This window comes from Agarivorans sp. QJM3NY_30 (assembly GCF_050870855.2).
GTDB lineage: Bacteria > Pseudomonadota > Gammaproteobacteria > Enterobacterales > Celerinatantimonadaceae > Agarivorans.
Genome location: NZ_CP194038.2, coordinates 543271 through 568982 on the forward strand (window position 1 = coordinate 543271; position 25712 = coordinate 568982).

Sequence of the window (25712 nt, forward strand, 5' to 3'; positions counted from 1 at the left end):
CAGTGAAGCAGATTAAAGGTTTTACCCTGATAGAGGTGATGATTACTGTGGCGATAGTAGCGATCTTGGCGGCTGTCGCATATCCCAGTTATTTAAGTCATGTGCAAACCACTCGACGTGAGGAAGCAAAACGAACGCTGGTAGAGGCTGCGCAACATATGGAAAGTTATTACTCGATGAATTTGACTTATAGTGGTGCCGCGAGCTCTGGTAGCCTCACTATTTATACACCCACTCATAATTTTAGTGATTATTACACGCTTAGTACGAGCGGTATGAGTGCTTCAGCTTACACCTTATCAGCGACGCCAAAATCAACGGCCGCTCAGGCCAGCGATCATTGTGGCACCATGAGCATTAATAGTACTGGTTTAACGACACCCTCTAGTGGCGGGTGTTGGTAATGAGTACCTTTCACAAGCTATCAAAGCTGGTTTTAGGCCTATTACTATTGCCTTTTAGTGTGGCTTCACTTTCGCTGAATGCGGCGAATTTAAACCTTGCTGATGTCCCTTTATATGTCGCAACTGTACCTGCACCAATGGTGATGTTAGTGATGGGGCGTGATCATACTTTGTACTATGAGGCCTATAACGATGCTTCTGATTTAGATGGCGATGGGGTATTAGATACGACTTATCAGCCAACGCAAATTGACTATTACGGCTATTTCGATAGCCAGCGTTGTTATGCTTATAACGAGCAGCAACAACAATTTGAGCCCGGCGAAGCGGCTACTTCAGGTTCAAAAACCTGTGGCGGTGCAGCGCAGTGGAGTGGCGATTTTCTAAATTACCTCACCATGTCTCGTATGGATGTACTGCGCTCGGTATTGTATGGTGGTCTTCGAGACGTCGATAGTTCTAGTCAAACGGTCTTAGAGCGAGCTTATATTCCACAGGATGCCCATTCTTGGGGGAAAAGCTATACCTCTGAGGCGGTCAATCATTATGACCTGAGTGCTTACACTCCTTTCGATAATCCGCTATCGGGCAATAAGCATTTTTTTGGTACCGCCACTTTTTCCAGTAATGGCAACGCTCAGCCAAAGCTGGTAATGCTTAAAAATATTAATAAGAACAATGCACAGTGGAATAACTTTGGAATTGATGTGACCGCTGTTGAAGATGAATTCGATATTTGGTACTGGGCGAGTAAGGAAGCTCCGGTCCTGACTGGCAGTGTTGATGAATCTTATGTGGTGCGAGTTCAAGTTTGTGTGAGTGGTAAGCTTGAGAGTAATTGTAAGCATTATCCCAATGGCAACGATAAGCCGACTGGGTTATTACATCAGTACGGTGAGGATGGCAGTATTGATTTTGGCTTAATCACTGGCAGTTACCAAAAAAACTTATCCGGAGGGGTATTACGTAAACGGGTAGGCTCTTTTAGCGACGAACTTAATACCAATAATGGGATCTTTAATAGTGGCGTGAACGGTATCGTTCGCAGCATCGACAAGTTGAAAATATATGGTTATAACGGGAGCTCTTACGATCATTGTGGTTGGGTGTCGACTCGGGCGATCGTTGATGGAGAATGTTCATCGTGGGGGAACCCGCTGGGCGAAATGCTCTATGAGAGTTTAAGGTATTTTCATGGTGAAAAACTGGCGAGCCCGTCATATAGCATTGCTAATGGGAGCATCGACAACGGCCTCGGTTTGCCAATTGCAAGCTGGGATGATCCCTTTGAAGGTCGTGAGTACTGTGCGGCCCCATATAATCTGGTGATTAGTGACATTAACCCTTCCTATGACTCCGATGAACTTCCTGGCGGCCAATTCACCAATGCCTACCAAGGCTCTACCTTGGATGGTTTTTCTCTTTCGACCTTACTGAATACCATTTCTACCACAGAGGGCATTACCGGTAATTATTTTATTGGTGAGTCGATTGATGATAGCACCGATACTAGGGGGGCTCCTACGGCCAAAGCGGTGACTTCACTCGCCAAAATTCGAGGTTTATCACCTCAAGAGCCGACTAAAGAGGGGAGTTATTCCGCCGCTGGAGTGGCTTATTACGGACATAAAACAGATTTGTTCCCAGCAAAATCAGGTAAGCAGAATATTCAAACCAGCGTGGTAGCGATTTCTTCACCTTTGCCAGAGGTGAGGGTGAAAGTTGATGACAAGGTGGTTACGGTTGTGCCTTTTGCCAAGTCAGTGGGTGGAAATAGCATCAATAAGAATAAAGGGGCGTTTCAACCGACTAATACCATCGTTGATTATTATGTTGAATCCTTTAGTGATACTTCTGGGGTTTTTCGAATTGCCTTCGAAGACGTTGAGCAAGGGGCCGATCATGATATGGATATGGTGGTTAAATATAGCTATGAGGTCAAAGATTTATGTCCTCATGTTGGCGATAACGAAGCCACTTGTAATAAGACCAAGGGGGTCGCGCTGACCCTTGATTCGACCTACGCTAGAGGCGATATTCACCAACATGCCGGATATGTGATTTCGGGCACAACCAAAGACGGTATTTATTTGGATGTTAAAGATCAAGATGGTGGTCATGTGAACTACTATCTTGATACGCCTAGTGAGAGAGAAGCGCCCTTCCCCAATAATACTCGAAAGCTTGAAGCGAGTACTGCCGATTTACCTTGGACTCGCACGCGCTACTTTTTTCCAAATGGGAATACAGCAGGCCAGTTAAAGTCACCACTTTGGTATGCGGCAAAGTGGGGTGGTTTTAACGATGAGAATGGCAGCGAATTCCCCGATACGAATGAATGGGATGCAGAAACGAGCGGTCAACCCGATGGCTATTTCCCTGTGACTAATGCAGGACAATTGGGGGCTCAAATCACCAAAGCCTTAGATAAAACCTTAGCAGGAGATCGCTCCGCGAGCTCGCCTGTGTTTAATTCCAATTTTCTACAAAGTGATACGCTGCTCTATCAGTCATCTTTTAATAGTGAACATTGGAATGGAGATGTGAAAGCCTATTCGGTTGATGTTGACGGCGAGTTAAGCTCCTCAGCTATCTGGAGTGTGGCTGAGCAAATTGACTCGATGGCATTCTCTTCACGCAGTATTTATACCCGTAATCCAGAGAGTGATGAAATTGTTAAGTTTTCTCCCCCTAGTAGTTTGCTTGGTGATAGTCATGGTTTAAGCGAAGCGCAGATTGATGACTTACTGGCAGGGCAACAGGGTAGCGATGAAAGCAAGCTCGCTTATCTCGCAGCGGTGGTTAATTATTTACGGGGAGAGCGAACTTATGAAGCTTCTGATTTGAGCTACAGTATGCGAGCTCGGGAGGCGGTGCTAGGAGATGTGATTCATTCGATCCCCTATTATGTCGCGCCTGTGAATGGTCATCGAGTGACTACCCCTGTGTTGGTATTTGGTGCTAATGATGGCATGGTGCATGTGATAAATGCTTCCAACGGCGAAGAGGCGATGGCCTATGTCCCGAGTCAAGTATATGGCAAGCTAAATAGCCTCACGCGCAGTACTTACAGTCATCAGTATTTTGTTGATGGTGGAGTGACGGCTTATACCGATGGCGTTGGCTCCTCGGCACGGACAACGGCGGTCGGTCGTTTAGGTACTGGCGCGAAGGGCTTCTATGCCATCGATGTTAGCGACATGAGTCGCGTGAATAAAGATAAGATAAAATGGGAAATTAGTGCCACTGGCGATTTTTCGGGCTTGGGTTTGAGCGCGGCAGCGCCAACTATCGCGAAATTGGCCAATGGTAAAGTTGGGGTTATTTTTGCCAATGGTTATAACGCCGATGACTCGGAAGCTAAGCTTTATATTGCGGATCTGGATGACGGTAGTCTGATCGCGACGCTGCATACACATGTCGATAGTGCCGATGATCCCACGGGTGAACAGCGACCGAATGCTTTAGCCAGCCCTGCGGTAGTCGATATCAATAGCGATGGGGTTGCGGATCGTATTTATGCGGGCGATTTGTTTGGAAATATGTGGGCTTTTGATGTGTCAGCGACCAGTTCCAGTCGTTGGGGGATCGCGATTGCGGGTGATAAACCCTTATTTAAGGCCGTTAGTCCAGACAAGCCAGATGTAAATTACACTGCGCAGGCGATTACCTCTAGACCTTCGGTGGGCGCTCATCCTAAAGGCATTACCGCTGGAGTTTTGGTGGCCTTTGGTACCGGTAAATATATCGAGACCACCGACAATAATGCGATTGGCGAAGCGACTCAGAGTGTTTATGCAATTTGGGATAAATTAGATGACGTTGCTTTTAGTTCGAGCCGCTCTAAGGTTGATGGCTTAGATGTTTATAACAACTTATTACGGCAAACCATCGAGAAAGAAGATTTTAATTCTGCCACGCGGATCGGCAATCGACTGTTGAGCGAAAATGTTATCGATTGGAGTCAACATCGGGGGTGGTATTTAGACCTGATAAATACCGCAGATGGTAATACCAATAATTATGGTGAGCGCCAAGTGAGTAATACTTTATTGTTGGCCAATAAATTGAGTTTTACTAGTTTATTGCCCAGCGCGGATGCTTGTGCGGGTGGGGGGAGTGGTTGGTACATGGAAATGAACCTACATTCTGGTTTAACTTGGAACACTGGTACCGAGGGGAACACCGACGCAGATGATCAAGGCGACACCATTAATAATGATAGCTCTCATCAGCTTGTGGAAGGCGGGATCCCATCCTCTCCAACGGTGATTATTAATCCCAATCTCGATCAAGATAATGCTGTTAAAGAAGAAGGCATTATTGAGAAAAATTGTATTACTTTGAGTGATGGAACGGTGAAGTGCTTTGATGATTACCAATCCCCAACTGGCCGCTTAAGTTTGCGCACTTTATATTAGCGTCTACTAGAATAAGTCAAGGGCCATCATGTTAGGTATTTAATTTATTCAAGGCCTATTGTTTACCGATTTGCGCTAGCTTATTTATCCCAATTTGCTTCATTATATGATCAACTTATTACGCAGCATAAATCTGCCGATAAGGAGGGATAAAATGAGCTAGCTAGTGGCTCCAATTACAAGAGACATAACGCAGTTAGTGGTGATTTGCGCTAGCAAGAATGAACAGATAATTAGTTCGATAATTATTAGTTGCGAGTCTAATATACGGTTCTGCTACACTAGCCTCTTTTGGCTACCGAGAACCATAGTATGCAATGCCGGATGGGTTGTGGTGCTTGTTGTATCGCACCTTCAATTAGCTCTTTAAATAAAGCCGCTGGTGAGCGTTGTATCCACTTGAACATCGACAATTTGTGTCAAATATTTGAGCAACCAGAACGGCCGCAAGTGTGTCGTGATTTTAAAGCGGCGCATTGGTTGTGTGGTGATACCCGCCAGCAAGCCTTAGACAATCTCATTCATTTAGAAATACAAACACAGAGCTAGCGCTTCACAGCTTATTTATCCCCGTCTTGGATTGATGGGCGCTGTTGATTGATGTTTGTATTGGCGATGCGTAAGTTGGGATCGCTGGATGATTGCTGCTTTTGCCATGCTAAACGTTGCGCTAAACCTACCAATTGAATATCTGTAGGTAACGTAAGTTGGCGCAATAGGGCTAGCGAATTAGGCCGCGGGTGGGCGATTAATATCGCATGACCATATTTACGACTCAGCTTGAGTGCCAGTTGCCATTGTTGGTAAATACTCACCGGGTTATCGATATGATCTAAAAAGACATGTCGACGTAAAACGGGGACTTGATACATTAAAGCGGTTTTTTCTGCGACGCTGCCCAAGTGGGTTCGGCTATCAACAAAAAACAGCTGTTGCTCGTTCAATACTTGCATCAACCAGCCCATTTCTTGAGGCTGTTGGGTGAGCTGACTCCCCATGTGGTTATTGAGACCAGTGGCTTCAGGGTAATCTTGAATGGCAGCATATACCCGTCGTTTGAATTCATATTCATCGAGTTGTGTACTCAGCCCGTAGGGGCCTAAATTCAGATCGCGACTTCCCTGCATGGGCAGGTGTAGCATCACCTCTCGCGCCTGTTGTTGAGCTTGTACTGCGATGTTTTTGGCGTAGGGACTTGCCGGTAGGACCGATAGGGTGATTGCTGGGTTTAACTGGAGTAGTTGATAGTCTTGATAGCCGTTACCCACGTCATCAACAATGATACTGAGCAGACCCGCGCTCGCGGTATTGCAGCCACATAGGCTAAGCCAAATCAGGATTACTCTAACCATTTTTGTGGATCTTGGGTTTGACCCTGGTAGCGGATTTGGAAAAATAAGGCGTTAGTGCTCTGGCCCCCACTATTCCCTGCATAGGCGATGGTTTCTCCGGTATTGACCCGTTGGCCAATGGTCGCGTTGAGGCTTTGGTTATATCCGTATAAGCTTAAATATTGTTTGCCATGGTCGATGGCAACAACTAATCCGTAACCGCGTAGCCAATCGGCAAAAACCACATTTCCCGGCGCAATGGCTTTGATTTCGGTGCCAGGATGAGAGTCGATGACCATACCTTGCCAACGAGTTTGCCCTTGGTTTTGGCTATTATAGCGATGTAATACTTTACCCTTCAGTGGCCATGGTAGCTTGCCCTTGGTCTTACTTAGGCCTAGCAATGGTGCTTTGTCGAGATGCTGTTTGAGGGCTAGCTGTTGTTGCTGTTCGATTTGTTGACTGATCAGCTGTTGTAAATGTTGCTCGTTAATTTGCAACTGTTCTAAGCGACTTTTTTCGCTGCTTTGAAGTTGGTTGAGTTGTTGTAATTGTTGTTTGCGTTGGCGCTGTTGTTTTTGATATTGCTGTTGCTGTTGTTGTTGTTGGGCAAGTAATTGAGCTAACTGCTGTCGATTTTCATTGAGCTGCAGTTGCGCTTGACTCAGTTCAAGCTGTTTATCCGCGACAGCCACCAACGCTTCACGGCGAGCTTTGGCTAAATAGTGATAGTACTGCAACATTCGTTCTAATCGCGCAGGATCTTGTTGGTTGAGTAGCATCTTCAGATAGTCACTGTGGCCTGCTTGATAGGCACTCTTGAGCTGTGCTTTTAGGGCTTGTTGTTGCTGCTGAAGTTGTTGTTCCAAACCCTGCATATTGGCTTGGATGTGTTGTTGTTGGGCTTTGGATTCTGCTAACTGTAGATTGAGGCTGCGTAGCTGTTGATTGGAATCAGCTAAAGCAAGTTCTTGTTGTCGCAGTTGCTGTTGTGCTTTGGTTATCTGAGTTTTACGCTGCGTCAGTTGTTGCTGTTGCTGCTTGAGTTGCTGCTGTACATCGATTAATTGCTGCTGTTGATTCGCGGCAAGTTGAGGGCTTAGCAATAGCAAAGCGCCAGCAATAAGGCTGGCGCGATTCAAGCTAACAACGTGCCTTACGACACGCTGAAACAAGTGTGAAATAGGCTCATTCATCAAACCATTATTTCAAATTCATCAATACCTTGCCAGTCATTTCTGCAGGGGTCTCTAAACCCATTAAACTAAGCATGGTTGGTGCGATATCGCTTAGGCGACCTCCTTCAACGGGGGTGGCTGCACGACCATGGTAGATCAGCGGTACAGGTAAGTTAGTGTGTGCAGTGTGGATCCCGCCAGTTTTTGGGTCTACCATTTGTTCTGCGTTACCATGGTCTGCGGTAATCAGGCATTCACCGCCGACTTTGTCTAGTGCTTCAACTAAACGGCCAATACATTTATCGACGGCTTCACAGGCTTTTACTGCGGCTTCGTAAACACCTGTATGGCCAACCATATCGCCATTCGGGTAGTTACAGATGATCACGTCGTATTTACCACTTTCGATGGCAGCCACAAACTTATCCGTTAACATTTCAGAATTCATTTCTGGTTGCAGGTCGTAAGTTGCAACTTTAGGCGATGGGATCAGCTCTCGATCTTCACCAACAAACGCATCTTCTTTGCCGCCATTAAAGAAGAAAGTCACGTGCGCGTATTTTTCAGTTTCTGAAATACGTAGCTGTGTTTTGTCATTTTTTTCTAGCCATTCGCCCAAGGTGTTTACCAAGTCACTAGGGCCGAAGGCGCAAGGCGCTTTAATATCAGCTGCGTACTGAGTTAAAGTTACAAACTCACAAGCTGGTACTTTAGCGCGTTCAAAACCGTTGAAGTCCTGCTCTACAAAACAACGCGCAATTTCGCGCGCGCGGTCGGCACGGAAGTTCATAAATAAAACCGCATCGCCGTCATTCATGCTGGCGGCAGTTTCTCCGACCACCGAAGCTTTCACAAATTCGTCGTTTTCTTCACGCGCGTAAGCAGCCGCTAAAGCTTCAGTTGCGTTAGCGTAGCTGTAGTCAGCCTTGCCTTCGCTCAGCAATTGGTAGGCTTCTTCTACACGTTCCCAGCGGTTATCACGATCCATGGCGTAGTAGCGACCAACCAATGAAGCAATTCGGCCAGTGCCAATTTCGGCAAATTTAGCATCGAACTTTTCAATTGAACCTTGCGCGCTGCGAGGTGGTGTATCACGGCCATCAAGGAAAGCGTGTAAGTAGATGTTTTTTGCACCTTGTTTGGCGGCCAATTCGATGGCAGCAAGCATGTGGTCTTCATGACTATGAACACCACCTGGAGACAATAGACCCATAATATGAACGGCTTTACCAGCGGCAACCGCTTTATTGACTGCACCAAGTAATACTTCGTTGCTAAAGAAGTCACCGTCTGTAATTGCTTTACCGACACGGGTCAGTTCTTGATAAACCACGCGACCGGCGCCAATGTTGGTGTGTCCTACTTCGGAGTTACCCATCTGTCCATCCGGCAGGCCTACATCCAGACCAGAGCCTGAAATTAAGGTGCTGGCATTGGTGTTCCAAAGGTTGTCTAGTACTGGAGTGTTGGCGTTTGCCACAGCGTTATTGGCGCTGTCTTGGCGGTGGCCCCAGCCATCCATAATGATTAATGCTAAAGGCTTTTTGCTTGCAGACATTGCAATTTCCTCAATCGGTAAATGTAAAAATAGAAACGAATTCCTGAAATATTACTACATTTTTTGGCTGAGTCACCTGATTGAACGCAATTCAGCCGAGATTAGTTGTTTTATCTCTGATTTTTAGTTGCTTACTCTTTTGTTGGTGAATTTACACGCTTCTGCGTTGCGGATAGCTGCTATTTTTTACACTCGGGTGTATACTCTCGCCCCAATATCACTAACTATTTGCTTAACTGGGAATACGCTTACTATGCAGCAAGTTGTCGAATTTTTTGGAAATAACCCCATCCTTTCATTGGCTTGGGTGGGTTTATTTGGGGCCGTTATCTACAGTTTTATTCAACCACTATTGTCAAAAGTGACTTCGGTGGGTAATCATGAAGCGACTTTGCTGATCAATAAAGAAGATGCGGTTGTGGTAGATGTCAGAACCAATGATGAGTATAAAAAAGGCTTTATTGCGGGCGCTCGTCACATTCCTTTGACTCAAATCCAGGCTAATAACTTCAAGCCCATTGAAAACTTAAAGACTAGCCCCATTATCGTGGTATGTGAAACAGGGATGCGTTCTGGCTCAGCGGCTAACGCACTGATTAAAGGCGGCTTTACCAAAGTGTATAACTTACGTGGCGGTATGACCGAGTGGAAATCAGCAAATCTACCGATCACTAAGAAGTAAGATCGCGTTTTAAATCGCAATTTGAGTTGCGATGAAACAATTTTAAATACATATTTCTAAGGTAATTATTATGGCTGAAGCAGCAACCACCGAAGCGCCACAAGTAGAATTTGCAATTCAACGCATCTACACTAAAGACATTTCTTTTGAAACTCCAAATTCACCAGAAGTATTTCAGAAAGAATGGAAACCAGAAATTAAAGTTGACCTCGACACCTCTAGCAATAAGTTAGCGGATAACGTATTCGAGGTTGTATTAACGCTGACTGTGACTGCAAACGTTGAAGATAAAACAGCGTTTTTATGCGAAGTTCATCAGGGGGGGATCTTTACTCTTGGTAACATGCCTGAGCCTCAATTGGCGCACGCGATTAATGCCTACTGTCCAAACATTTTGTTCCCTTATGCACGTGAAACCGTATCGAACCTAGTGAACCGCGGTTCATTCCCACAAATCAACCTAGCACCAGTTAACTTTGATGCTTTGTTTGCTAACTATGTGCAACAGCAAGCAGAACAACAACAAGCGGCGACAGCAGACGCTTAATGAGCACTATGAAAGCCACCATGACCGTATTGGGTGCAGGCTCCTATGGGACTGCATTAGCTATCGCCATTGCGCGCAATGGACAACGTACGGTGTTATGGGGTCATGAGCCTGAGCACGTAGCGGCCTTGAATGCCGATCGAGAGAATCGAGACTTTCTACCCGGTGTCCGTTTTCCCGATAGCTTGGAGTTAGAGGCCGATTTGGCTACAGCTGTCGCTCAAAGCGATAACTTGTTAGTGGTGGTGCCAAGCTTTGCGTTTGCCGATGTGATGCGGCAAATTAAACCGATGCTGAACCAAGATTCGCGGGTTGCTTGGGCGACTAAGGGGCTCGAGGCAAATACTGGTCATTTGCTCTCTGAAGTTGCAATGGAAGTTCTGGGAGAACAGCGTTCAATTGCTGTGATTTCAGGACCTACTTTTGCCAAAGAGTTAGCTGCCGGTTTACCGACCGCTATTTCAGCATCTTCTTCAGATGCTGATTTTGTTCGTTACTTAGCGAAGGTCATGCATTGTGAGCGTAGCTTTAGGGTATATACCAATAACGATATCGTTGGGGTACAGCTTGGCGGCGCAGTGAAGAATGTGATTGCCATTGGTGCGGGTCTGGCAGATGGATTGGGTTTTGGCGCAAATGCGCGTACAGCACTGATTACTCGGGGTTTACGTGAAATGGCTCGCTTGGGGAAAGCCTTAGGCGCGGATCCGGAAACCTTTAAGGGAATGGCAGGGCTTGGTGATTTAGTTCTGACCTGTACCGACAATCAAAGTCGTAATCGTCGCTTTGGTTTAGCTTTAGGTCAGGGGAAATCATTTGCGCAAGCCGAAACCGAAATTGGTCAAGTGGTTGAGGGATATCGCAATACTAAAGAAGTCTACATGCTGGCACAACGTATGGGCGTAGAAATGCCGATTGTTGAGCAAGTTTATCAGGTCTTGTATCAAGCGAAATCAGCCCAACAAGCGGCCATTGATTTACTGGCTCGCGATCAGCGAGAAGAATAGTGAGTGCTACCAGAGTTAAAAAAGCCTACGCTAGTGTAGGCTTTTTTGTTTGCGCTCTAATAATAAGAATGCTCACCCGCTTGGTGCTCGGTGACATCTTTCACACCCGTGAGTTCGCCGGGGAAGGCTTCAAGTAACTGTTTTTCGATCCCTTCTTTGAGCGTAACATCAACCATGCTACAACCATTACAGCCCCCACCAAATTGTAAAATCACCACGCCTTCTTCGGTGAGTTCAATAATGCTTACTTTTCCGCCATGAGAGGCAAGATTTGGATTCACTTGGGTTTCAATGACGTATTCAACACGCTCAATCAATGACGCGTCATCATCCACTTTACGCATTTTTGCATTCGGTGCTTTTAGTGTGAGCTGAGAGCCTACTTTGTCTGTCACAAAATCAATTTCGGCATCTTCCAAAAAGGGTGCACTGGCTGTGTCTACCATTGCGTTAAAGCCGTTAAAGGGGAGTTGCACATCATCATCTTCAACTGACTCTGGTGGGCAGTAAGATACACCACATTCGGCGCTAGGCGTGCCGGGGTTGACGACGAATACACGGATGTTAGTGCCTTCAGGCTGTTGTTCTAACAGCTTAACAAAATGTTGTTGTGCTGTTTCTGAGATCGATACCATCTGCTTCCTCGATACCTGAGTAAATTGCTAGGTTATATTGTACGGCTTTTTTATTCGCACGACTAGGGTCTATTGATAGCTAGCGATGGTTTTTCAATCCCGACGATAGCAACTAGGGTAAATTTTATCATGAAGGTTAGCAAGAATAGTCTGTGACTTAGCTTATGCTTGGCTGGATGAGTTGGGCTTCGGGGTGCGCGCCAGTGCCCAGATATCTACTTGTTGAGCGCCAGCTTGTTTAAGTAACTTAGCCAGTACATTGGCGGTACTCCCTGTCGTGACAACATCATCAATCAACGCCCAGTGGGGCTGTATATTTCTGACTTTGCAGCTAAAACTGCTTGTCAATGAACGCTGGCGTTGGGTGCGATTCAGGGTGGCTTGATTGCTTCCTGCGTGTTGGCGGCTTAACACGGCTTGATAGGGGAGGCCCGATAGCGCTGCGACTTGCTGACAGAGTAATTCACTTTGGTTAAAGCCGCGTCGCCAGCGTTTCAGCCAATGCATGGGGACCGAACATAGTGCATCGGGTCGGGCCATGGGCTGGCGTTCGATTTGTTGCCAAAGTAGCTGACTTAAGGGTTTGGCTAGATGAGCTTGTTTGGCGTATTTATAAGTTTTTATCACTGGGCTTAAGGGCCACTGGTAATCGCCGAGACAAAATATATGATCAAAATAGAGTTCTTGTTGTTGGCACTCACCGCATATTCCGGGTTCTGCGAGGGCTAAGAAACAGCGTTCACAACGGGGATGCGCTTGGCCGAGTAATAAGCGGGCACAATGCTCACAGCATGCCAAGTTGACTGCTTTGCTTTGTAAGCAAAAGTCACATTGGCTGGATTGCTTGAGAGTTCGGTTTAAAGTGGCTGCGAAACTCGATAACATTCATTCTTTCCTAATGATCAATAAGTAAGTGTAGATGAGTCAGTTGTATTGTGAGAGTCAAGGAGCAGGGCCTGCTTTAGTATTACTTCACGGGTGGGGCTTGAATAGTGCGGTTTGGCAGCCGCTAAGCGAACTGCTCAGTCCCCATTTTTGTTTATATATGGTGGATTTACCTGGTTTTGGTTATTCGACCGCTTTGCCACAGTTAAGCTTACAAAACATAGCTGAGGCTATTGCTGAGCAGGTGCCGGAGCAGTCTATTTGGTTGGGGTGGTCTTTGGGCGGCTTGGTGGCGATGCAAGCTGCCTTAAGTTTTCCAGAGCGTTTATCGTCATTAGTGAGTGTGGCTAGCTCCGCACATTTTGTCGCACAGGATGATTGGCCCGGGATCCCAAGTAAAGTGCTACAAGGGTTTGCTCAGGGCTTAGAGCTCGATTTTGTCAAAACCCTGCAGCAATTTCTGGCAATTCAAGCAATGGGAAGTCCTCATGCGAAGCAGGATATTAAACAACTGCGTCATTTGTTAGCAGAGCGACCTTTGCCTTGCTTAGACGCTTTGAGGCAGGGCTTGAGTTTGTTACAAAGTGAAGATTTGCGTCCCCAAGTGGGTCAAATCGATTTGCCTTGGTTACAACTGTATGGTCGTAATGACTCGCTGGTGCCAAAGGCTGCTATCGCCGAGCATGCGCAGCTGAATCTCGACGCACAGCAATATTGCTTTGCGAGCTCTTCACACGCTCCTTTTATTTCAGAGAAGCAGTTATTTGCTGAGCGCCTGATCGACTTTTCCCGGTCATTAGTGGTTTAAAAGTGAGCAGTTTGCTACAATTTGTTTAGTGATCGCTTAAGTTTTAGTGATCGCTTAAGTTTTGGCAAATATTGGGAGGGGGAAATGCAGATTGGTGCTGCGAGCAATGGCTTTCAAATTATTGCCAATGCTAATCAAAAAGTTAGCCAAAGTGCTCAATCTCTCGCTGAGGTCGCCGCGGGGCGTGAGCCACGACAGAATGAAGTTGTAGATGCTGTGGTGAGTTTGAATCAGGCTGAGTTATACGTTAAGGCGGGTGCCAAAGTGATTGATACCGAATCAAAAATGCTCGGCTCAATCTTGGATATTGAGGCTTAACATGAACATTAGCGTGAGCCTTCCCAATGTTTTTCCTAATACGCTGAGTCCGCCGACCGATTCAGCCAAACGGGATAATATGCGGCGTGAAGTGATTGCTCAGCCTAAAGAGGTTGGCAGCTTTGCGAAAGAGCCAGAGGTAGGGGCCGAGAAGGACCGCGGCAAACCTTCGCTTCCGGTGCAGTACCCCAGTGTTCAAGAGCAGCAATTCACTAAAGTGACAGAGCGTGATGCGCAAGGTCGTGAACAGCAGCAACAGCAAGAACAACAAGACTCACAGCAGCAGTCAGAGCAAAAATCTGGTGGAGATCAAGCCAGTAGCAAGCAAACCAACCAAAATCAATTTAGTGAAAGTGAACAGAAGGCGCTGGATGAGCTCGTCGCGCGTGATCGTGAAGTTCGTTTACATGAATCTCAGCATCAAGCGGTTGGTGGACAATACACCAGTGGTGCTAATTTTGAGCTTGAACGCGGTGCCGACGGTAAGCAGTATGCGGTTGGCGGAGAGGTATCTATTGATACCAGTGAAGTCGCTGGCGATCCTCAGGCGACTATCGCAAAGATGGATCAAGTGCAACGTGCTGCGTTAGCGCCAGCCGAGCCCTCAGCACAAGATCGTCAGGTTGCTGCGCAGGCACAACAAAAAGCGGCAGCGGCTCAAGCACAGCTTAGCCAAACTCAGATGCCAGGCTTGTTGGCTTCCGATGAGCAAGAATCTGCTTTTGAATCGGCAGTCAATGATGTAGCTGCACCGAGCGATTATCAGCAACTTCAGCAGCAACAAGCGAAAGATTTACAACAACGTTATCCTGATATTGCCGAACAAATGGCTCAGAGAAATCAGCAGATTCAGCAGCGCTATGCCAGTGCCAGTCATTTTAGGCAGAGCGCACAACTCAGTTTAATGGCTTAACTATTTCAAAGCTCTTCTGTCAGTGGTAGACGCTGTCGTTACCAGTTCATCAAATTACACTCCAATTAAGCGAAACAAGTCTCTGCTCATTGCTGTAGGTTTTATCGAGTCGATTATTTGATGGTCTACTTATTCAGTCTTAACTGAGGCACTAGCCTTGTGGGTCGAATAGCTATCAAGGACTATTCGACAGCTAAGTTGTGAATCTCTTAAAGCAACTTTCAACTCAGGCATCGGCTGCGATTGTAGGCCCATTTAAGCGGGGATAAAACTGGTATTGGTTGATGTTGCTGATTTGGACTCAGCCTAATTTGCTGGGTTCTATATTCGAGGAAGGGGCCGAGTCTTTGAGTGAAGATGCAGCCCCATTTGTTACCCGTTATTTTTTAGCTTTAGCAAAAGCATCGGCAAAGGCACTATTCACTGGCGTCGTGCTTGGTTTGGTATTTTTCGCTGGGCGAGCCTTGTAGGCTGGTTTTTTATCAGAGCGGTCTGCAGATTTAGGGCCGCTGTGCACCTCATCATCTAAGCGCATGCTTAAGGCGATTCGTTTGCGTTGAACTTCGACTTCTAGCACTTTAACTTTCACGATATCGCCCGCCTTCACCACTTGATGAGGATCTTTGACAAAGTGATCGGCCAAGCAAGAAATGTGGACCAAGCCATCTTGGTGAACTCCGATATCAACAAAGGCACCAAAATTGGTGACATTGGTCACAACCCCTTCGAGTTGCATCGCTGGTTTCAGATCGCTAATGCTATCGATGCCTTCTTTAAAATTGGCGGTCGCAAACTCTGGACGAGGGTCTCGACCTGGTTTGTTCAATTCAGCGATGATATCGGTTACCGTGGGTAAACCAAATTGTTGATTGGTAAATTGCTTGGGGTCGAGTTTAGCCAAGCGCTCGGAATTGGCAATCAGCTGACTCACTTGGCATTGACTATGATTCGCGATGGCCTCGACTAGAGGGTAAGCCTCGGGATGCACTGCTGAGCTATCCAGAGCGTTGGCAGCTTGAGGGATCCTTAAGAAACCAGCGGCTTGTTCAAAGGCTTTAGGACCTAAGCGGGCGACCTTTTTAATTTGTTTACGTGACTGAAAGGCACCATGTTCATCGCGATAACTAACAATGTTGTGTGCAATCGTCGGGTTAAGCCCGGCGACAAAACTCAGTAGTGGAGCCGAAGCCATATTGATGTCGACTCCGACCGCATTCACACAATCTTCCACCACGGTTTCGAGCTGGTGTGACAGTTTACTTTGGCTCACGTCATGTTGGTATTGGCCTACCCCGATGGCCTTCGGTTCAATTTTTACCAGCTCGGCTAATGGATCTTGTAGACGGCGAGCAATGGACACCGCTCCACGGATTGATACATCTAAGTCGGGGAATTCGTGAGCAGCCAATTCTGAGGCCGAATACACCGAGGCACCAGCTTCGCTCACCATGACTTTTTGCAAATTCTGTTTAGGAAGCATCTTGAGCAAATCGGCGGCAAGTTTATCGGTTTCTCGGGAGGCGGTACCGTTGCCGATGCTCAGTAATTTAACTTGATGTTGTTGGACTAGCTTGGCGAGAGTATTTAAAGATTGCTGCCATTGATTGCGTGGCGCATGGGGATAGATGGTGTCGTAAGCGAGTAATTTTCCAGTGGCATCCACAACTGCAACCTTTACACCAGTGCGCAAACCTGGGTCGAGACCGAGGGTTGCTTTGGGGCCTGCTGGCGCCGCCATTAATAAATCATTGAGATTACGGGAAAAGACACTAATGGCTTCTTCTTCGGCGCGTTCTCGAAGCTGGTTGAGTAATTCAGTTTCTAACTGGAGCTTAAGCTTGACTCGCCAAGTCCATTGCACCACTGTATTCAGCCAAGTGTCACTGGCGTAGCCTTTAGGTGCAAGCTGAAAGTAATCTCGGATGAGCTGCTCTGCTGGGTGACTCTGCTGCTGATCTTGCTGAGCTATAACCAGATTAAGCATCAATATGCCTTCGTTGCGGCCGCGTAAAATCGCTAAGGCGCGGTGGGAAGGAACTTTACTGAGCGCTTCTTGGTAATCGAAGTAGTCTTGGAATTTTTGGCCTGTTTGCTGCTGTCCTTCAATGACCGTTGTACTCACTAAGCCTTGTGCTTGTAATAATTGGCGGAGTGATGCAAGCAGTGGTGCTTGAACAGCAAAACGTTCCATGAGAATAAACTTGGCACCATCGAGGACGGTTTTACTGTCGTGAAAGCCTGCTTGTGGATTGAAGTAGGCCGTGGCAAGTTGCTCGGGGGCGGTATCGGGTTGAGCTAATAGTTGCTCTGCCAGTGGCTCTAAACCCGCTTCAATGGCAATTTGTCCTTTGGTTCGGCGCTTTGGCTTGTAAGGCAGATAAAGATCTTCGAGCTCAGTTTTGGTGTTGGCTCCCATAATTAGCTGTTCGAGTTGCGGGGTTAATTTTTCTTGTTCATGAATCGATTTTAGAATGCTGCTGCGTCGTTGTTGCAAGTCGCGCAGGTAAGTTAAACGCTGTTCCAATAATCGCAGTTGACCATCGTCTAAACCTCCGGTGGCTTCTTTTCGGTAGCGGGCAATGAAAGGAACGGTGGAGCCTTCGTCTAGTAATTGAATCGCAGCACTGACCTGCGCTGGCTTGGCCTGAATATCGGCGGCAATTTGTTGTTCTAGTGTTGACATATGCTTGCTTACATTGAGAGAGCCGCAAGGCGGCAGATAATGGCCACTATCATATGGCGTTCTGTTTTTGCTTCAAGTATAAATTGGTCTCGGCTAGTAATTGGCATAAGCTCTGCTCGCAAGGTCGAACCGCCTAGCAAGTTCGGTGCTTGATTTATAGGGCGCGCATTCGATCGGCTTTCAGTCTAAACCAATAACCAACAGCTATAAATTTAATCACCAAAGACAAACTGCGCTTAGAGGCCTGGATGTTATGAAAAGTAATTTAATAACTCGTGCCGGTTGGCATAAACTCGACCAAGAGTTGAAATACTTGTGGAAGATAAAACGTCCGGAGGTGACTCAGGCCGTCTCTGAGGCCGCCGCCTTGGGTGACCGCTCGGAGAATGCTGAATATAAAGAAGGGAAGCGAGAGTTACGCCGTATCGACTCTCGTTTGCGTTTCCTAAATAAACGTTTAGATGTACTGCAAATTATTGATCATTCTCCGCAACAAAACGGCAAGGTCTATTTTGGGGCTTGGGTCGCCTTAGAAAATGAGGATGGGGATAAGGTACGTTATCGAATTGTTGGCACTGACGAGATTGATCCAAAGCTGGGTTATATCACCATCGATTCACCGATGGCGCGTGCTTTAATTGGCAAACAAGTGGATGACGATGTATTTGTGAATACTCCTGCAGGCATCAAGGAATGGTGGGTGACGGCGATTCAATATCAAGCATTTGAAGAGTACGAGGATGGATCTTGAGCACTGAGCCTAATTTGCTGATGTTGAATTATTTTCATTTAAAGCAAGTAATAACATGAGCTGATTGACTATATAGAAACTCTTCTTCATATTTAGCGGTATAGACGTCCAAATGTCTTTTATGGAGAAGGTTAATGGGATTTCATCACGCACAACAAATTGAATCACTCAATCAAAGCTTAAGCGAACTTAATCGTGATATTAACGTGTCCTTTGAGTTTTTCCCGCCAACCACCGAAACCATGGAGCAAACGCTTTGGGCTTCTATCGAGCGTTTACACACTCTAAAACCGAAGTTTGTCTCGGTCACTTATGGCGCGAATTCAGGGACTCGTGATCGCACCCATAAGGTGATTAAGGCGATTAAAGACAGAACTGGTTTAGCTGCCGCGCCTCATCTTACCTGTGTTGATTCTACCCCTGAAGAATTACGGCAAATTGCTCGCGATTATTGGCAAAGTGGGATCCGGGATATTGTTGCGCTGCGTGGTGATTTACCGGTCGGAGCGGCCAAACCCGAGATGTATGCGAGTGACTTGGTCAGTTTATTGAGGGAAGAGGCTGAGTTTGATATTTCGGTAGCGGCTTATCCTGAAATGCATCCTGAGGCAAAGAGTGCGCAGGCAGACTTGTTGGCTTTAAAGCGAAAAATGGATGCGGGTGCTAATCGGGCTATTACGCAATTTTTCTTTGATGTTGAAAGTTATTTGCGCTTTCGTGACCGTTGTGCAGCGATAGGTATTGAGGGCGAAATTGTCCCGGGAATTTTACCTGTCTCTAATTATAATACTTTGAAGAAGTTTGCTTCTTTTGCCAACGTGAAGGTGCCACAGTGGTTACATAAACAGTTTGCAGGTTTAGAGCATGATCAGATGACTCGTAATCTGGTGGGGGCGAGCGTGGCTATCGAAATGGTGAAAGTCTTGTCGCGTGAAGGGGTCAAGGATTTCCACTTTTATACCCTTAATCGCTCCGAACTTTCTTATGCGATTTGTCATACTTTGGGGGTCAGGCCTGAGCTTCAGGCGGTGGCTTGCTAGTCTAGCGGCTACCAACAGCAGTCCCCAGCGGCGCGAGCAGACTACTTGAGCTTGACCAAGCTTTCCGCGTGGATGATTGTTAAATGGGCTGAGGGGCATGGAGAATCATCAGACCTTTATCATCCCGCTCGGAGAAATAATGCGGACTGTGTTTATAATAGGGTGCTCATCGCCACGCTGAGTAACCACATCACCAGTGCATAGTACCAGTTATTTTGCAAAATTCGCCGGCTCGAACAATGATAACGGCCGGTCATGGTGAGGCCTACTCCCGATAGAGGGCTGCTACCAGTTGAAATGGCCCAAGAGCTTAGGAACAAAAAACCCAGTTGGCTGGGGCTTGGCTCCAACGGCAGTAATAAGGGACTGGCCAGCGAAATGCTAATCACCGGATGAATACCGAGGATGCCAGCAATAATCATCAGCGCCAATACTGTCGCAAATACGGGGGTTGTAAAGCTAAAATTTGCGAGGTTGATTGTGTCTGGATAGGCTAACAGGATCCCTTTGATGCCTGCCGAAAATACCCCTGCAGCAAGAAACAGCAGAAACTGACCGCCGACATTGGGCAGTTTGTGATTAATGAACTGACGAACGCTAGTGCGCGATGTACCTTGATTAAAGGCGAGTGCTGCTAAAGGGGCAAGACAGGTGATGATTAAAATAATGCTTAAGTCTGGTAAACCAAAGTGCAAGCCAATTACCAATAGCGCTAAGCAGAGCGGGATCATTAAGCTATCCGGTTTGATTGGGTAGCCTTCGAAGTTATCTCGGTGTTTTAAATATACTTCTGTACTCGTGAAGCCGAGAGCAATCAATGACATCACCAGACCCGGTAACAAGGTATCACTCCACTGCAGACCCGGCACATAAGTGATCGAGACCGCGGTTGCGATGAAGAAGGGAGACCACCATGCGGCAGCGCAAAAACTGCGGGTGAGCACTTTTTGCTGCGCATCACTTAAGGGGCTCTTTTCTGAGAGACGATCTCCGGCTATAAACACGATCGAAAGATTGATGATCGCACCTAAAAGGTTAATGCCAAGCGCGCTAGATAAAATACTCGCGGTTCCTTTGGGTAATGGTGTTTGATTGTCGGTTTTATTGGTGAGCGCTAAAAAAGACACCGCACTAAACATGGCTAACAGCGGGAGATTGGCCGACAACACATCCTTTAGGCTTAACAGAGTACCTTGACTCGCAGCAACCGCCAATAACCCCAGACCTAAGGCAAATAACGTGGCGGCTTGCAATTGGATCGGGCGATTCAGTTGTGGCCAATACACTGCGACGGCAAACCAGGCAAGTAGCGTGGGGAAGAACAGGCCAATTTGACCAAAGGCTGAAAGTAAATAAAGCAGTAAGAATCCGAGGAATAACCAGCCGGAGAACTTTTGCATTGATGACATCCTAACTATCAATTGCCATGGTGCGGATAAACATCGTCCGCTCGGTGACGCTAAGTGGTTGAAATTGGGCATTGAGTGACAAATGCCAAAGAGAACCCGAGAGTTTTCCTATTCCCCACCATGATTACCGCTTCACTCTCAATTATCTCGGTTCCGAACGACGATGTTAGCGGTGTATCACTCGTTCATCAAACCAAGCGCTGAGCTGGTGGCTCATCAGCTTCGTCAATAAAACAAACCCCGCAGCAAGTGCGAGGTTCGTTTTATGAAGTGACTTAACCAGTATTACGCATACCTGCGGCAATACCAGCAATGCTCACCATGAGTGCTTGATCGACCACCGGACAGAGCTGCTCGCTAGCTCGCGAGCGGTTTAAGAGCTCGACCTGCAGCACATGTAAGGGATCGATATAGGGGTTACGTAAGTTTATTGACTCCACTACCCAGGCTTGGTTGGCTAATAAGCGATGTTCAGGTGATAGCGATAAGATAGCCGCTTTTGCTGAATCCAACTGAGCGCGTAGTTTTTCTCCTAGACCTTTGAGTTCTGGTTCTACTAAGCGGTCATCGTAAACCTGTGATAGCCAAGTATCCGCTTTCATGAATACCATCTCTAACATTGCTAAACGATTTTCGAAGAAGGGCCATTCACGCATTTCTTGTAGTAGCTCGGCTTTACCTTGCTCAATTAGCTGATTAAAGGCGGCGCCACTGCCTAGCCAAGCGGGTAACAATAGTCGATTTTGACTCCAAGAGAAAATCCATGGAATCGCCCGTAAGCTTTCTACGCCGCCATCTTGACGACGTTTCGCTGGACGGCTCCCTAAGGGAAGCTTGGCTAACTCTTGTTCAGGAGTCGCTGAACGGAAATAAGCAACAAAATCTTCTTCTCCCCAGACCACGCCACGATAATTGTCACAAGAGGTTTCGGCAATTTGATCCATCACTAATCGCCATTCGTCTTTCGGCTCCATTGGTGGGACTAAGTTTGCCTCTAGAACAGCACTGGCATAGAGGTTCAAGCTATCTAAAGCGACTTTAGGTAAACCAAACTTAAAGCGGATCATTTCGCCTTGTTCGGTCACTCTAAGCCCACCTTTTAAAGATCCTGGTGGTTGGGATAGCAGTGCTGCATGGGCTGGAGCACCACCACGACCAATCGTACCACCCCGACCATGGAATAAGGTCAGATTGACACCGTGACCTTCGCAAATGGAGACTAATGCTTCTTGAGCGCGATATTGAGCCCAAGAGGCTGCCAGCACCCCAGCATCTTTCGCTGAGTCGGAATAACCAATCATCACATGTTGTTGGCCCGAGATATAGCCGCGATACCAATCGACGGACAACAGTTTGCTCATGGTTGCTGGCGCATTATTTAAATCATCCAATGTTTCAAATAATGGTGCGACAGGTAGGCGGAATGGGCAACCAGCTTCTTGTAATAGCAGCTGTACGGCTAATACATCGGAGGGCTCACTAGCCATAGAAATAATGTATATACCTAAGGCTTCACGCTCTTGTTTGGCGATGATGGCACAGGTATCCAGCACTTCTTGCACCGACTCACTGGGTTCCCAATTTCGTGGGAACAATGGCCGCTTGGAGTTTAACTCTTGTAATAAAAAGTGTTGTTTGTCGGTTTCATTCCAATGCGCATAATCGCCCAAGCCCAAATAACGGCTCAGTTCTGAAAAAACTTCTTCGTGACGACCACTGTCTTGGCGAATATCCAAGCGCAATAAGTTGATGCCAAAGCAGGCGATACGACGTAATAGGTCGAGTAGAGTCCCATCGGCGATGATGCTCATGCCACAATCTTGTAGTGAGTAGTAACATAGCTCGAGCGGTTCCCGCAGCTGTTCGGTATTCACTACGATGTCGCGGGCTTCTGTATACTGACCTTTCAACTTCGCGGTAAGGTAGTCGTGGGTTTCTTGTAGTTCACTGCGCAATACTTTAAGTAGCGCACGATAAGGTTCGCTCTGAGTGCCAGTTTGCTCAAGCAAGGCTTGATTTGCATCGCTCATCGACAATTCACTGACTAGCTTCTGAATTTCCTTCAGGTATAAATCTACAGCGACCCAACGGCTTGAAAGTAATACTTCTTCAGTCACTTTTGCGGTGACAAAGGGGTTACCATCTCGGTCTCCGCCCATCCATGATGAAAACACCACAGGAGCGCTATCTAAAGCAAGACGCATGTCGAAGTGATTACTGAGTTTCTTATCTAATTGTCGAACAAATTCAGGAACAGCATGCCACAATGAGTTTTCAATTACGGCAAAGCCCCATTTGGCTTCGTCAACTGGGGTTGGGCGTAGCTTACGGATTTCGTCGGTGTGCCAAGCTTGATTAATCAGTTGCTCTAGGCGACCCATCAAATTATCCCGCTCTCGTTGCGGTAAGTCTAATTCTAACCAGTCGAGACAATCATTAATACTCACGTATTTATTGATTAGTGTTCGGCGAGTCACTTCGGTGGGGTGGGCCGTTAAGACTAATTCGATATTGAGTTGGGCAACTGCGTGATGAATTTCTGCTTCGCTAAGTTGCTCTTGTTTTAATTTTTGAAATACCAAATCGATGGGATCGGTGGTGCAGGTACTGCCTTCACAATTGCGAGAAATGGTATGGAATTGTTCAGCGATATTAGCCAGATTTAAAAATTGGCTAAAGGCGCGAGTTACAGGTAATAACTCATCGTCGCTTAAATTTCGTAATAGTTCTAATAGCTGCTCACGCGCTTGTTCATCATTGCTGCGTGACGCTTTTGCTAGCTGACGGATCGTTTCTACTTTCTCGAGGAAAGCCTCGCCCATATGGCTTTTGATCGTATTACCAAGTAGCTGTCCGAGTAAATTTACATTTCCTCGTAATGACGCATTGGTTTCCTGAGGCAAATTCTGGCTCATTCTTTTTCCTTTACTGTTGGCGTATGCTAGCGATTATTGAAATTAATTTACTAAATTACCCTATTCCTAGCCCAAAAACATACCTAAGACTGCGCTTATAGTCAAAGCACCTGTAATAAAATTACAGGTAACCTGAGTTCCTTTGAGGTGGATCAAGCGCTCAGGCCTATTGTGTATCTCATGGTCATCGGTAAATTTAGAGGATTAGCCACGATTTTAGTATTTTTTACAAACATTACAATAAATAAAAATGCATTATTATTGCATAACGAATTACTTGTGGTATGCTCCGCAATAATTGAAGCATAGCTTGGTTTAGCTTGTTTAAAATAATGATTTTTTATTAAACTTGTCAGCGGCGCTAAGCTTTGTCACAAATGAAAATATTACCAATGTGAAGGGAACGAAGACACGATGTTACAGGCTGCGATTATTGGAGCGAGTGGTTATACCGGAGCGGAGTTGGCAGGCTATGTGAGTCGCCATCCGCAGTTACAACTTGCAGGCTTATTTGTCTCCGAGCGAAGTCTCGATGCGGGTAAGTCTTTATCCAGTTTACATGGTCGATTACGCGGTATTGTTGATGCACCAGTTCAGCCTCTAATTGTGGCTGATATCGCCAGTACTTTTGCCAATGTTGACATTGTGTTGTTGGCAACCGCACATGAAGTTAGTCATGATTTGGCGCCGGCCTTTTTAGCTGCTGGTTGTCAGGTATTTGATCTCTCGGGTGCTTTTCGGGTGCAAGATGCCGAGTTTTATGAAACCTACTATGGTTTTACTCACCAATATCCCGAATTACTGGATAAAGCGGTCTATGGTTTAGCTGAATGGAATGCCGAGCAGATTAAACAAACTGATTTAGTCGCGGTGGCGGGGTGTTATCCTACGGCTTCTTTAACGGCCTTAAAACCTTTGGCGGCGGCGGGTTTGATTGCTGATAATAGTAAAGCGGTAATTAACGCAACCAGTGGTGTGAGTGGCGCTGGGCGCAAAGCGTCTTTAAATAGTAGCTTCTGCGAGGTGAGCCTAAGTCCTTATGGTGTATTTAAGCATCGTCACCAACCGGAAATCGCCACGCATCTCGGTCATCCGGTGATCTTCACGCCACATCTTGGCAATTTTAAGCGCGGTATCTTAGCGACGATTAATGTCATTTTAAAACCGGGAACTACACCAGAGCAGGTGAATGAAGCTTATCAACAAGCTTATGCGGGGCAACAAATTGTGCGTTTATTAGCAGACGAATGGCCATCGATTACTAAAGTAGAATATACGCCATTTATCGATTTGGCTTGGCAACAGCAGGGCGATGATCTGATTGTGGTTTCTGCGGAAGATAACTTGTTGAAGGGGGCCGCTAGTCAGGCTATTCAGTGCCTCAATATTCGCAATGGCTTTGCCGCCACAACGGCATTAGTTTAAGGTTCTGTATGAAAACTTTAGTGATTAAATTAGGTGGTGCGGTATTGAATAATTCCCACGCCTTAGATAATTTATTTGCCGCTTTAGAGGCAGTTTCTCAGCCTATTGTTTTAGTACACGGTGGTGGCGTAGTTGTCGAAGACGTATTGGCGAAAACCGGCTTTGTCTCAGAAAAACTTGATGGTTTGCGGATTACGCCTAAAGAGCAAATCCCCTATGTGGTGGGTGCTTTAGCGGGTACTAGTAATAAATTGCTATTAGCGCGAGCACTTAAGTCTGGACTGTCAGCGGTTGGTTTGTGTTTAAGTGATGCAGGCTCTTGTCGGGTGACAGCAATGGATCCGCGTTTAGGGCATGTAGGCGAAGCCTCAGCTGCGAACCCGGCGTTACTGAACAGTTTAATTGAGCTGGGCCATGTCCCTGTGATTAGTTCGATAGGGATTGGAAGTGATGGTGAATTATATAATGTCAATGCAGATCAAGCGGCCTTAGCGGTGTGTCAATTACTTCAAGGGCAGTTGGTGTTATTGTCTGATGTTGCAGGTGTATTAGACCAAAATAAGCAGTTAATTGCTAAGCTTGACGGTCAATTGGCGCAACAGTTGATTGACGATGGGGTGATTACCGACGGCATGACGGTCAAGGTTAAAGCGGCGCTTGATGCGGCAGCCTTTTTACAAGCACCAGTTGCTTTGGCTTCTTGGAAAGATGCTGAGCAATTAGCAAGTTTGCTCGCGGGTCAATTATATAACGGTGAGTCAGTCGGGACTCAGGTACAAATTTAAGGATAGATGATGAGCGA

General features: G+C 46.5%; 21 protein-coding genes. 13 read left to right on the top strand and 8 right to left on the bottom strand.

Annotation, left to right across the window (positions count from 1 at the left end):
- The first annotated feature begins 2 nt into the window (after positions 1-2).
- The 3 genes from ACRRSX_RS02455 (at position 3) to ACRRSX_RS02465 (ending at position 5374) form a co-directional block, all read left to right on the top strand.
- Positions 3-404, top strand: coding sequence for a type IV pilin protein (locus ACRRSX_RS02455; RefSeq protein WP_432454788.1), 402 nt, complete (start codon positions 3-5; stop codon positions 402-404).
- Positions 404-4825 (top strand): pilus assembly protein, encoded by a 4422-nt coding sequence (locus ACRRSX_RS02460; protein ID WP_432454787.1) that lies wholly within the window; start codon positions 404-406, stop codon positions 4823-4825. The genes ACRRSX_RS02455 and ACRRSX_RS02460 overlap by 1 nt, the downstream gene beginning before the upstream one ends.
- Before the next feature lie 312 nt (positions 4826-5137).
- Positions 5138-5374 carry a YkgJ family cysteine cluster protein gene (locus tag ACRRSX_RS02465; RefSeq protein WP_432454786.1) on the top strand — a complete coding sequence of 79 codons (237 nt, stop codon included), beginning with the start codon at positions 5138-5140 and terminating at the stop codon, positions 5372-5374.
- An 11-nt stretch (positions 5375-5385) separates the two neighbouring features.
- Here ACRRSX_RS02465 and ACRRSX_RS02470 read toward each other — a convergent pair whose 3' ends face one another.
- The 3 genes from ACRRSX_RS02470 to gpmM all read right to left on the bottom strand — a co-directional run bounded on the left by ACRRSX_RS02470 (position 5386) and on the right by gpmM (position 8892).
- On the bottom strand, positions 5386-6177 hold the full coding sequence (locus tag ACRRSX_RS02470; protein WP_432454785.1) for a divergent polysaccharide deacetylase family protein: 792 nt from the start codon (positions 6175-6177) through the stop codon (positions 5386-5388).
- Positions 6165-7298: a murein hydrolase activator EnvC family protein gene (locus tag ACRRSX_RS02475; RefSeq protein WP_432454784.1), complete on the bottom strand. Its 1134-nt coding sequence runs from the start codon at positions 7296-7298 to the stop codon at positions 6165-6167. The genes ACRRSX_RS02470 and ACRRSX_RS02475 overlap by 13 nt, the downstream gene beginning before the upstream one ends.
- A 61-nt stretch (positions 7299-7359) precedes the next feature.
- Positions 7360-8892, bottom strand: a complete 1533-nt coding sequence (gene gpmM / locus ACRRSX_RS02480; RefSeq protein WP_432454783.1) for a 2,3-bisphosphoglycerate-independent phosphoglycerate mutase — start codon at positions 8890-8892, stop codon at positions 7360-7362.
- Between the two features lie 253 nt (positions 8893-9145).
- On the opposite strand from gpmM, the gene ACRRSX_RS02485 reads away from it, so the two are divergent.
- The 3 genes from ACRRSX_RS02485 (at position 9146) to gpsA (ending at position 11128) form a co-directional block, all read left to right on the top strand.
- Positions 9146-9574 (top strand): rhodanese-like domain-containing protein, encoded by a 429-nt coding sequence (locus ACRRSX_RS02485; RefSeq protein ID WP_432454782.1) that lies wholly within the window; start codon positions 9146-9148, stop codon positions 9572-9574.
- 70 nt (positions 9575-9644) lie between these two features.
- Positions 9645-10121, top strand: coding sequence for a protein-export chaperone SecB (gene secB / locus ACRRSX_RS02490; protein WP_432454781.1), 477 nt, complete (start codon positions 9645-9647; stop codon positions 10119-10121).
- Positions 10121-11128: an NAD(P)H-dependent glycerol-3-phosphate dehydrogenase gene (gene gpsA / locus ACRRSX_RS02495; RefSeq protein WP_432454780.1), complete on the top strand. Its 1008-nt coding sequence runs from the start codon at positions 10121-10123 to the stop codon at positions 11126-11128. Before secB ends, gpsA begins: the two co-directional genes overlap by 1 nt.
- Positions 11129-11184: 56 nt before the next feature.
- On the opposite strand, the gene nfuA is transcribed toward gpsA, so the two are convergent.
- Both nfuA and ACRRSX_RS02505 read right to left on the bottom strand, forming a co-directional pair.
- A complete protein-coding gene (gene nfuA / locus ACRRSX_RS02500) occupies positions 11185-11763 on the bottom strand; it encodes a Fe-S biogenesis protein NfuA (protein WP_432454779.1) in 579 nt (192 codons plus the stop codon).
- Positions 11764-11925: 162 nt separating this feature from the next.
- Positions 11926-12648: a ComF family protein gene (locus ACRRSX_RS02505; RefSeq protein WP_432454778.1), complete on the bottom strand. Its 723-nt coding sequence runs from the start codon at positions 12646-12648 to the stop codon at positions 11926-11928.
- 34 nt (positions 12649-12682) lie between these two features.
- Between ACRRSX_RS02505 and bioH the strand changes: the two genes are divergently transcribed.
- The 3 genes from bioH (at position 12683) to ACRRSX_RS02520 (ending at position 14687) form a co-directional block, all read left to right on the top strand.
- On the top strand, positions 12683-13456 hold the full coding sequence (gene bioH / locus ACRRSX_RS02510; RefSeq protein WP_432454777.1) for a pimeloyl-ACP methyl ester esterase BioH: 774 nt from the start codon (positions 12683-12685) through the stop codon (positions 13454-13456).
- Between the two features lie 84 nt (positions 13457-13540).
- Entirely contained in the window at positions 13541-13774 is a 234-nt protein-coding gene (locus ACRRSX_RS02515; RefSeq protein ID WP_432454776.1) for a hypothetical protein, read from the top strand.
- A 1-nt stretch (position 13775) separates the two neighbouring features.
- Positions 13776-14687 (top strand): putative metalloprotease CJM1_0395 family protein, encoded by a 912-nt coding sequence (locus ACRRSX_RS02520; RefSeq protein ID WP_432454775.1) that lies wholly within the window; start codon positions 13776-13778, stop codon positions 14685-14687.
- Positions 14688-15066: 379 nt separating this feature from the next.
- Here ACRRSX_RS02520 and ACRRSX_RS02525 read toward each other — a convergent pair whose 3' ends face one another.
- Positions 15067-17370, bottom strand: a complete 2304-nt coding sequence (locus ACRRSX_RS02525; RefSeq protein ID WP_432454774.1) for a Tex family protein — start codon at positions 17368-17370, stop codon at positions 15067-15069.
- Positions 17371-17623: 253 nt separating this feature from the next.
- Between ACRRSX_RS02525 and greB the strand changes: the two genes are divergently transcribed.
- On the top strand, positions 17624-18121 hold the full coding sequence (greB, locus tag ACRRSX_RS02530; protein ID WP_432454773.1) for a transcription elongation factor GreB: 498 nt from the start codon (positions 17624-17626) through the stop codon (positions 18119-18121).
- Positions 18122-18255: 134 nt separating this feature from the next.
- The gene (metF, locus tag ACRRSX_RS02535; protein ID WP_432454772.1) at positions 18256-19161 is read left to right on the top strand and encodes a methylenetetrahydrofolate reductase; all 906 of its coding nucleotides are present in this window, start codon (positions 18256-18258) and stop codon (positions 19159-19161) included.
- 152 nt (positions 19162-19313) lie between these two features.
- Here the strand turns inward: metF and ACRRSX_RS02540 are convergent, their stop codons facing one another.
- Together ACRRSX_RS02540 and ppc are read right to left on the bottom strand one after the other, a co-directional pair.
- Positions 19314-20561, bottom strand: coding sequence for a hypothetical protein (locus ACRRSX_RS02540; RefSeq protein ID WP_432454771.1), 1248 nt, complete (start codon positions 20559-20561; stop codon positions 19314-19316).
- 284 nt (positions 20562-20845) lie between these two features.
- Entirely contained in the window at positions 20846-23485 is a 2640-nt protein-coding gene (gene ppc, locus ACRRSX_RS02545; RefSeq protein ID WP_432454770.1) for a phosphoenolpyruvate carboxylase, read from the bottom strand.
- Positions 23486-23899: 414 nt separating this feature from the next.
- On the opposite strand from ppc, the gene argC reads away from it, so the two are divergent.
- Positions 23900-24910, top strand: a complete 1011-nt coding sequence (gene argC, locus ACRRSX_RS02550) for an N-acetyl-gamma-glutamyl-phosphate reductase (RefSeq protein ID WP_432454769.1) — start codon at positions 23900-23902, stop codon at positions 24908-24910.
- 8 nt (positions 24911-24918) lie between these two features.
- Positions 24919-25695: an acetylglutamate kinase gene (argB, locus tag ACRRSX_RS02555; protein ID WP_432454768.1), complete on the top strand. Its 777-nt coding sequence runs from the start codon at positions 24919-24921 to the stop codon at positions 25693-25695.
- Positions 25696-25712 lie beyond the last annotated feature (17 nt).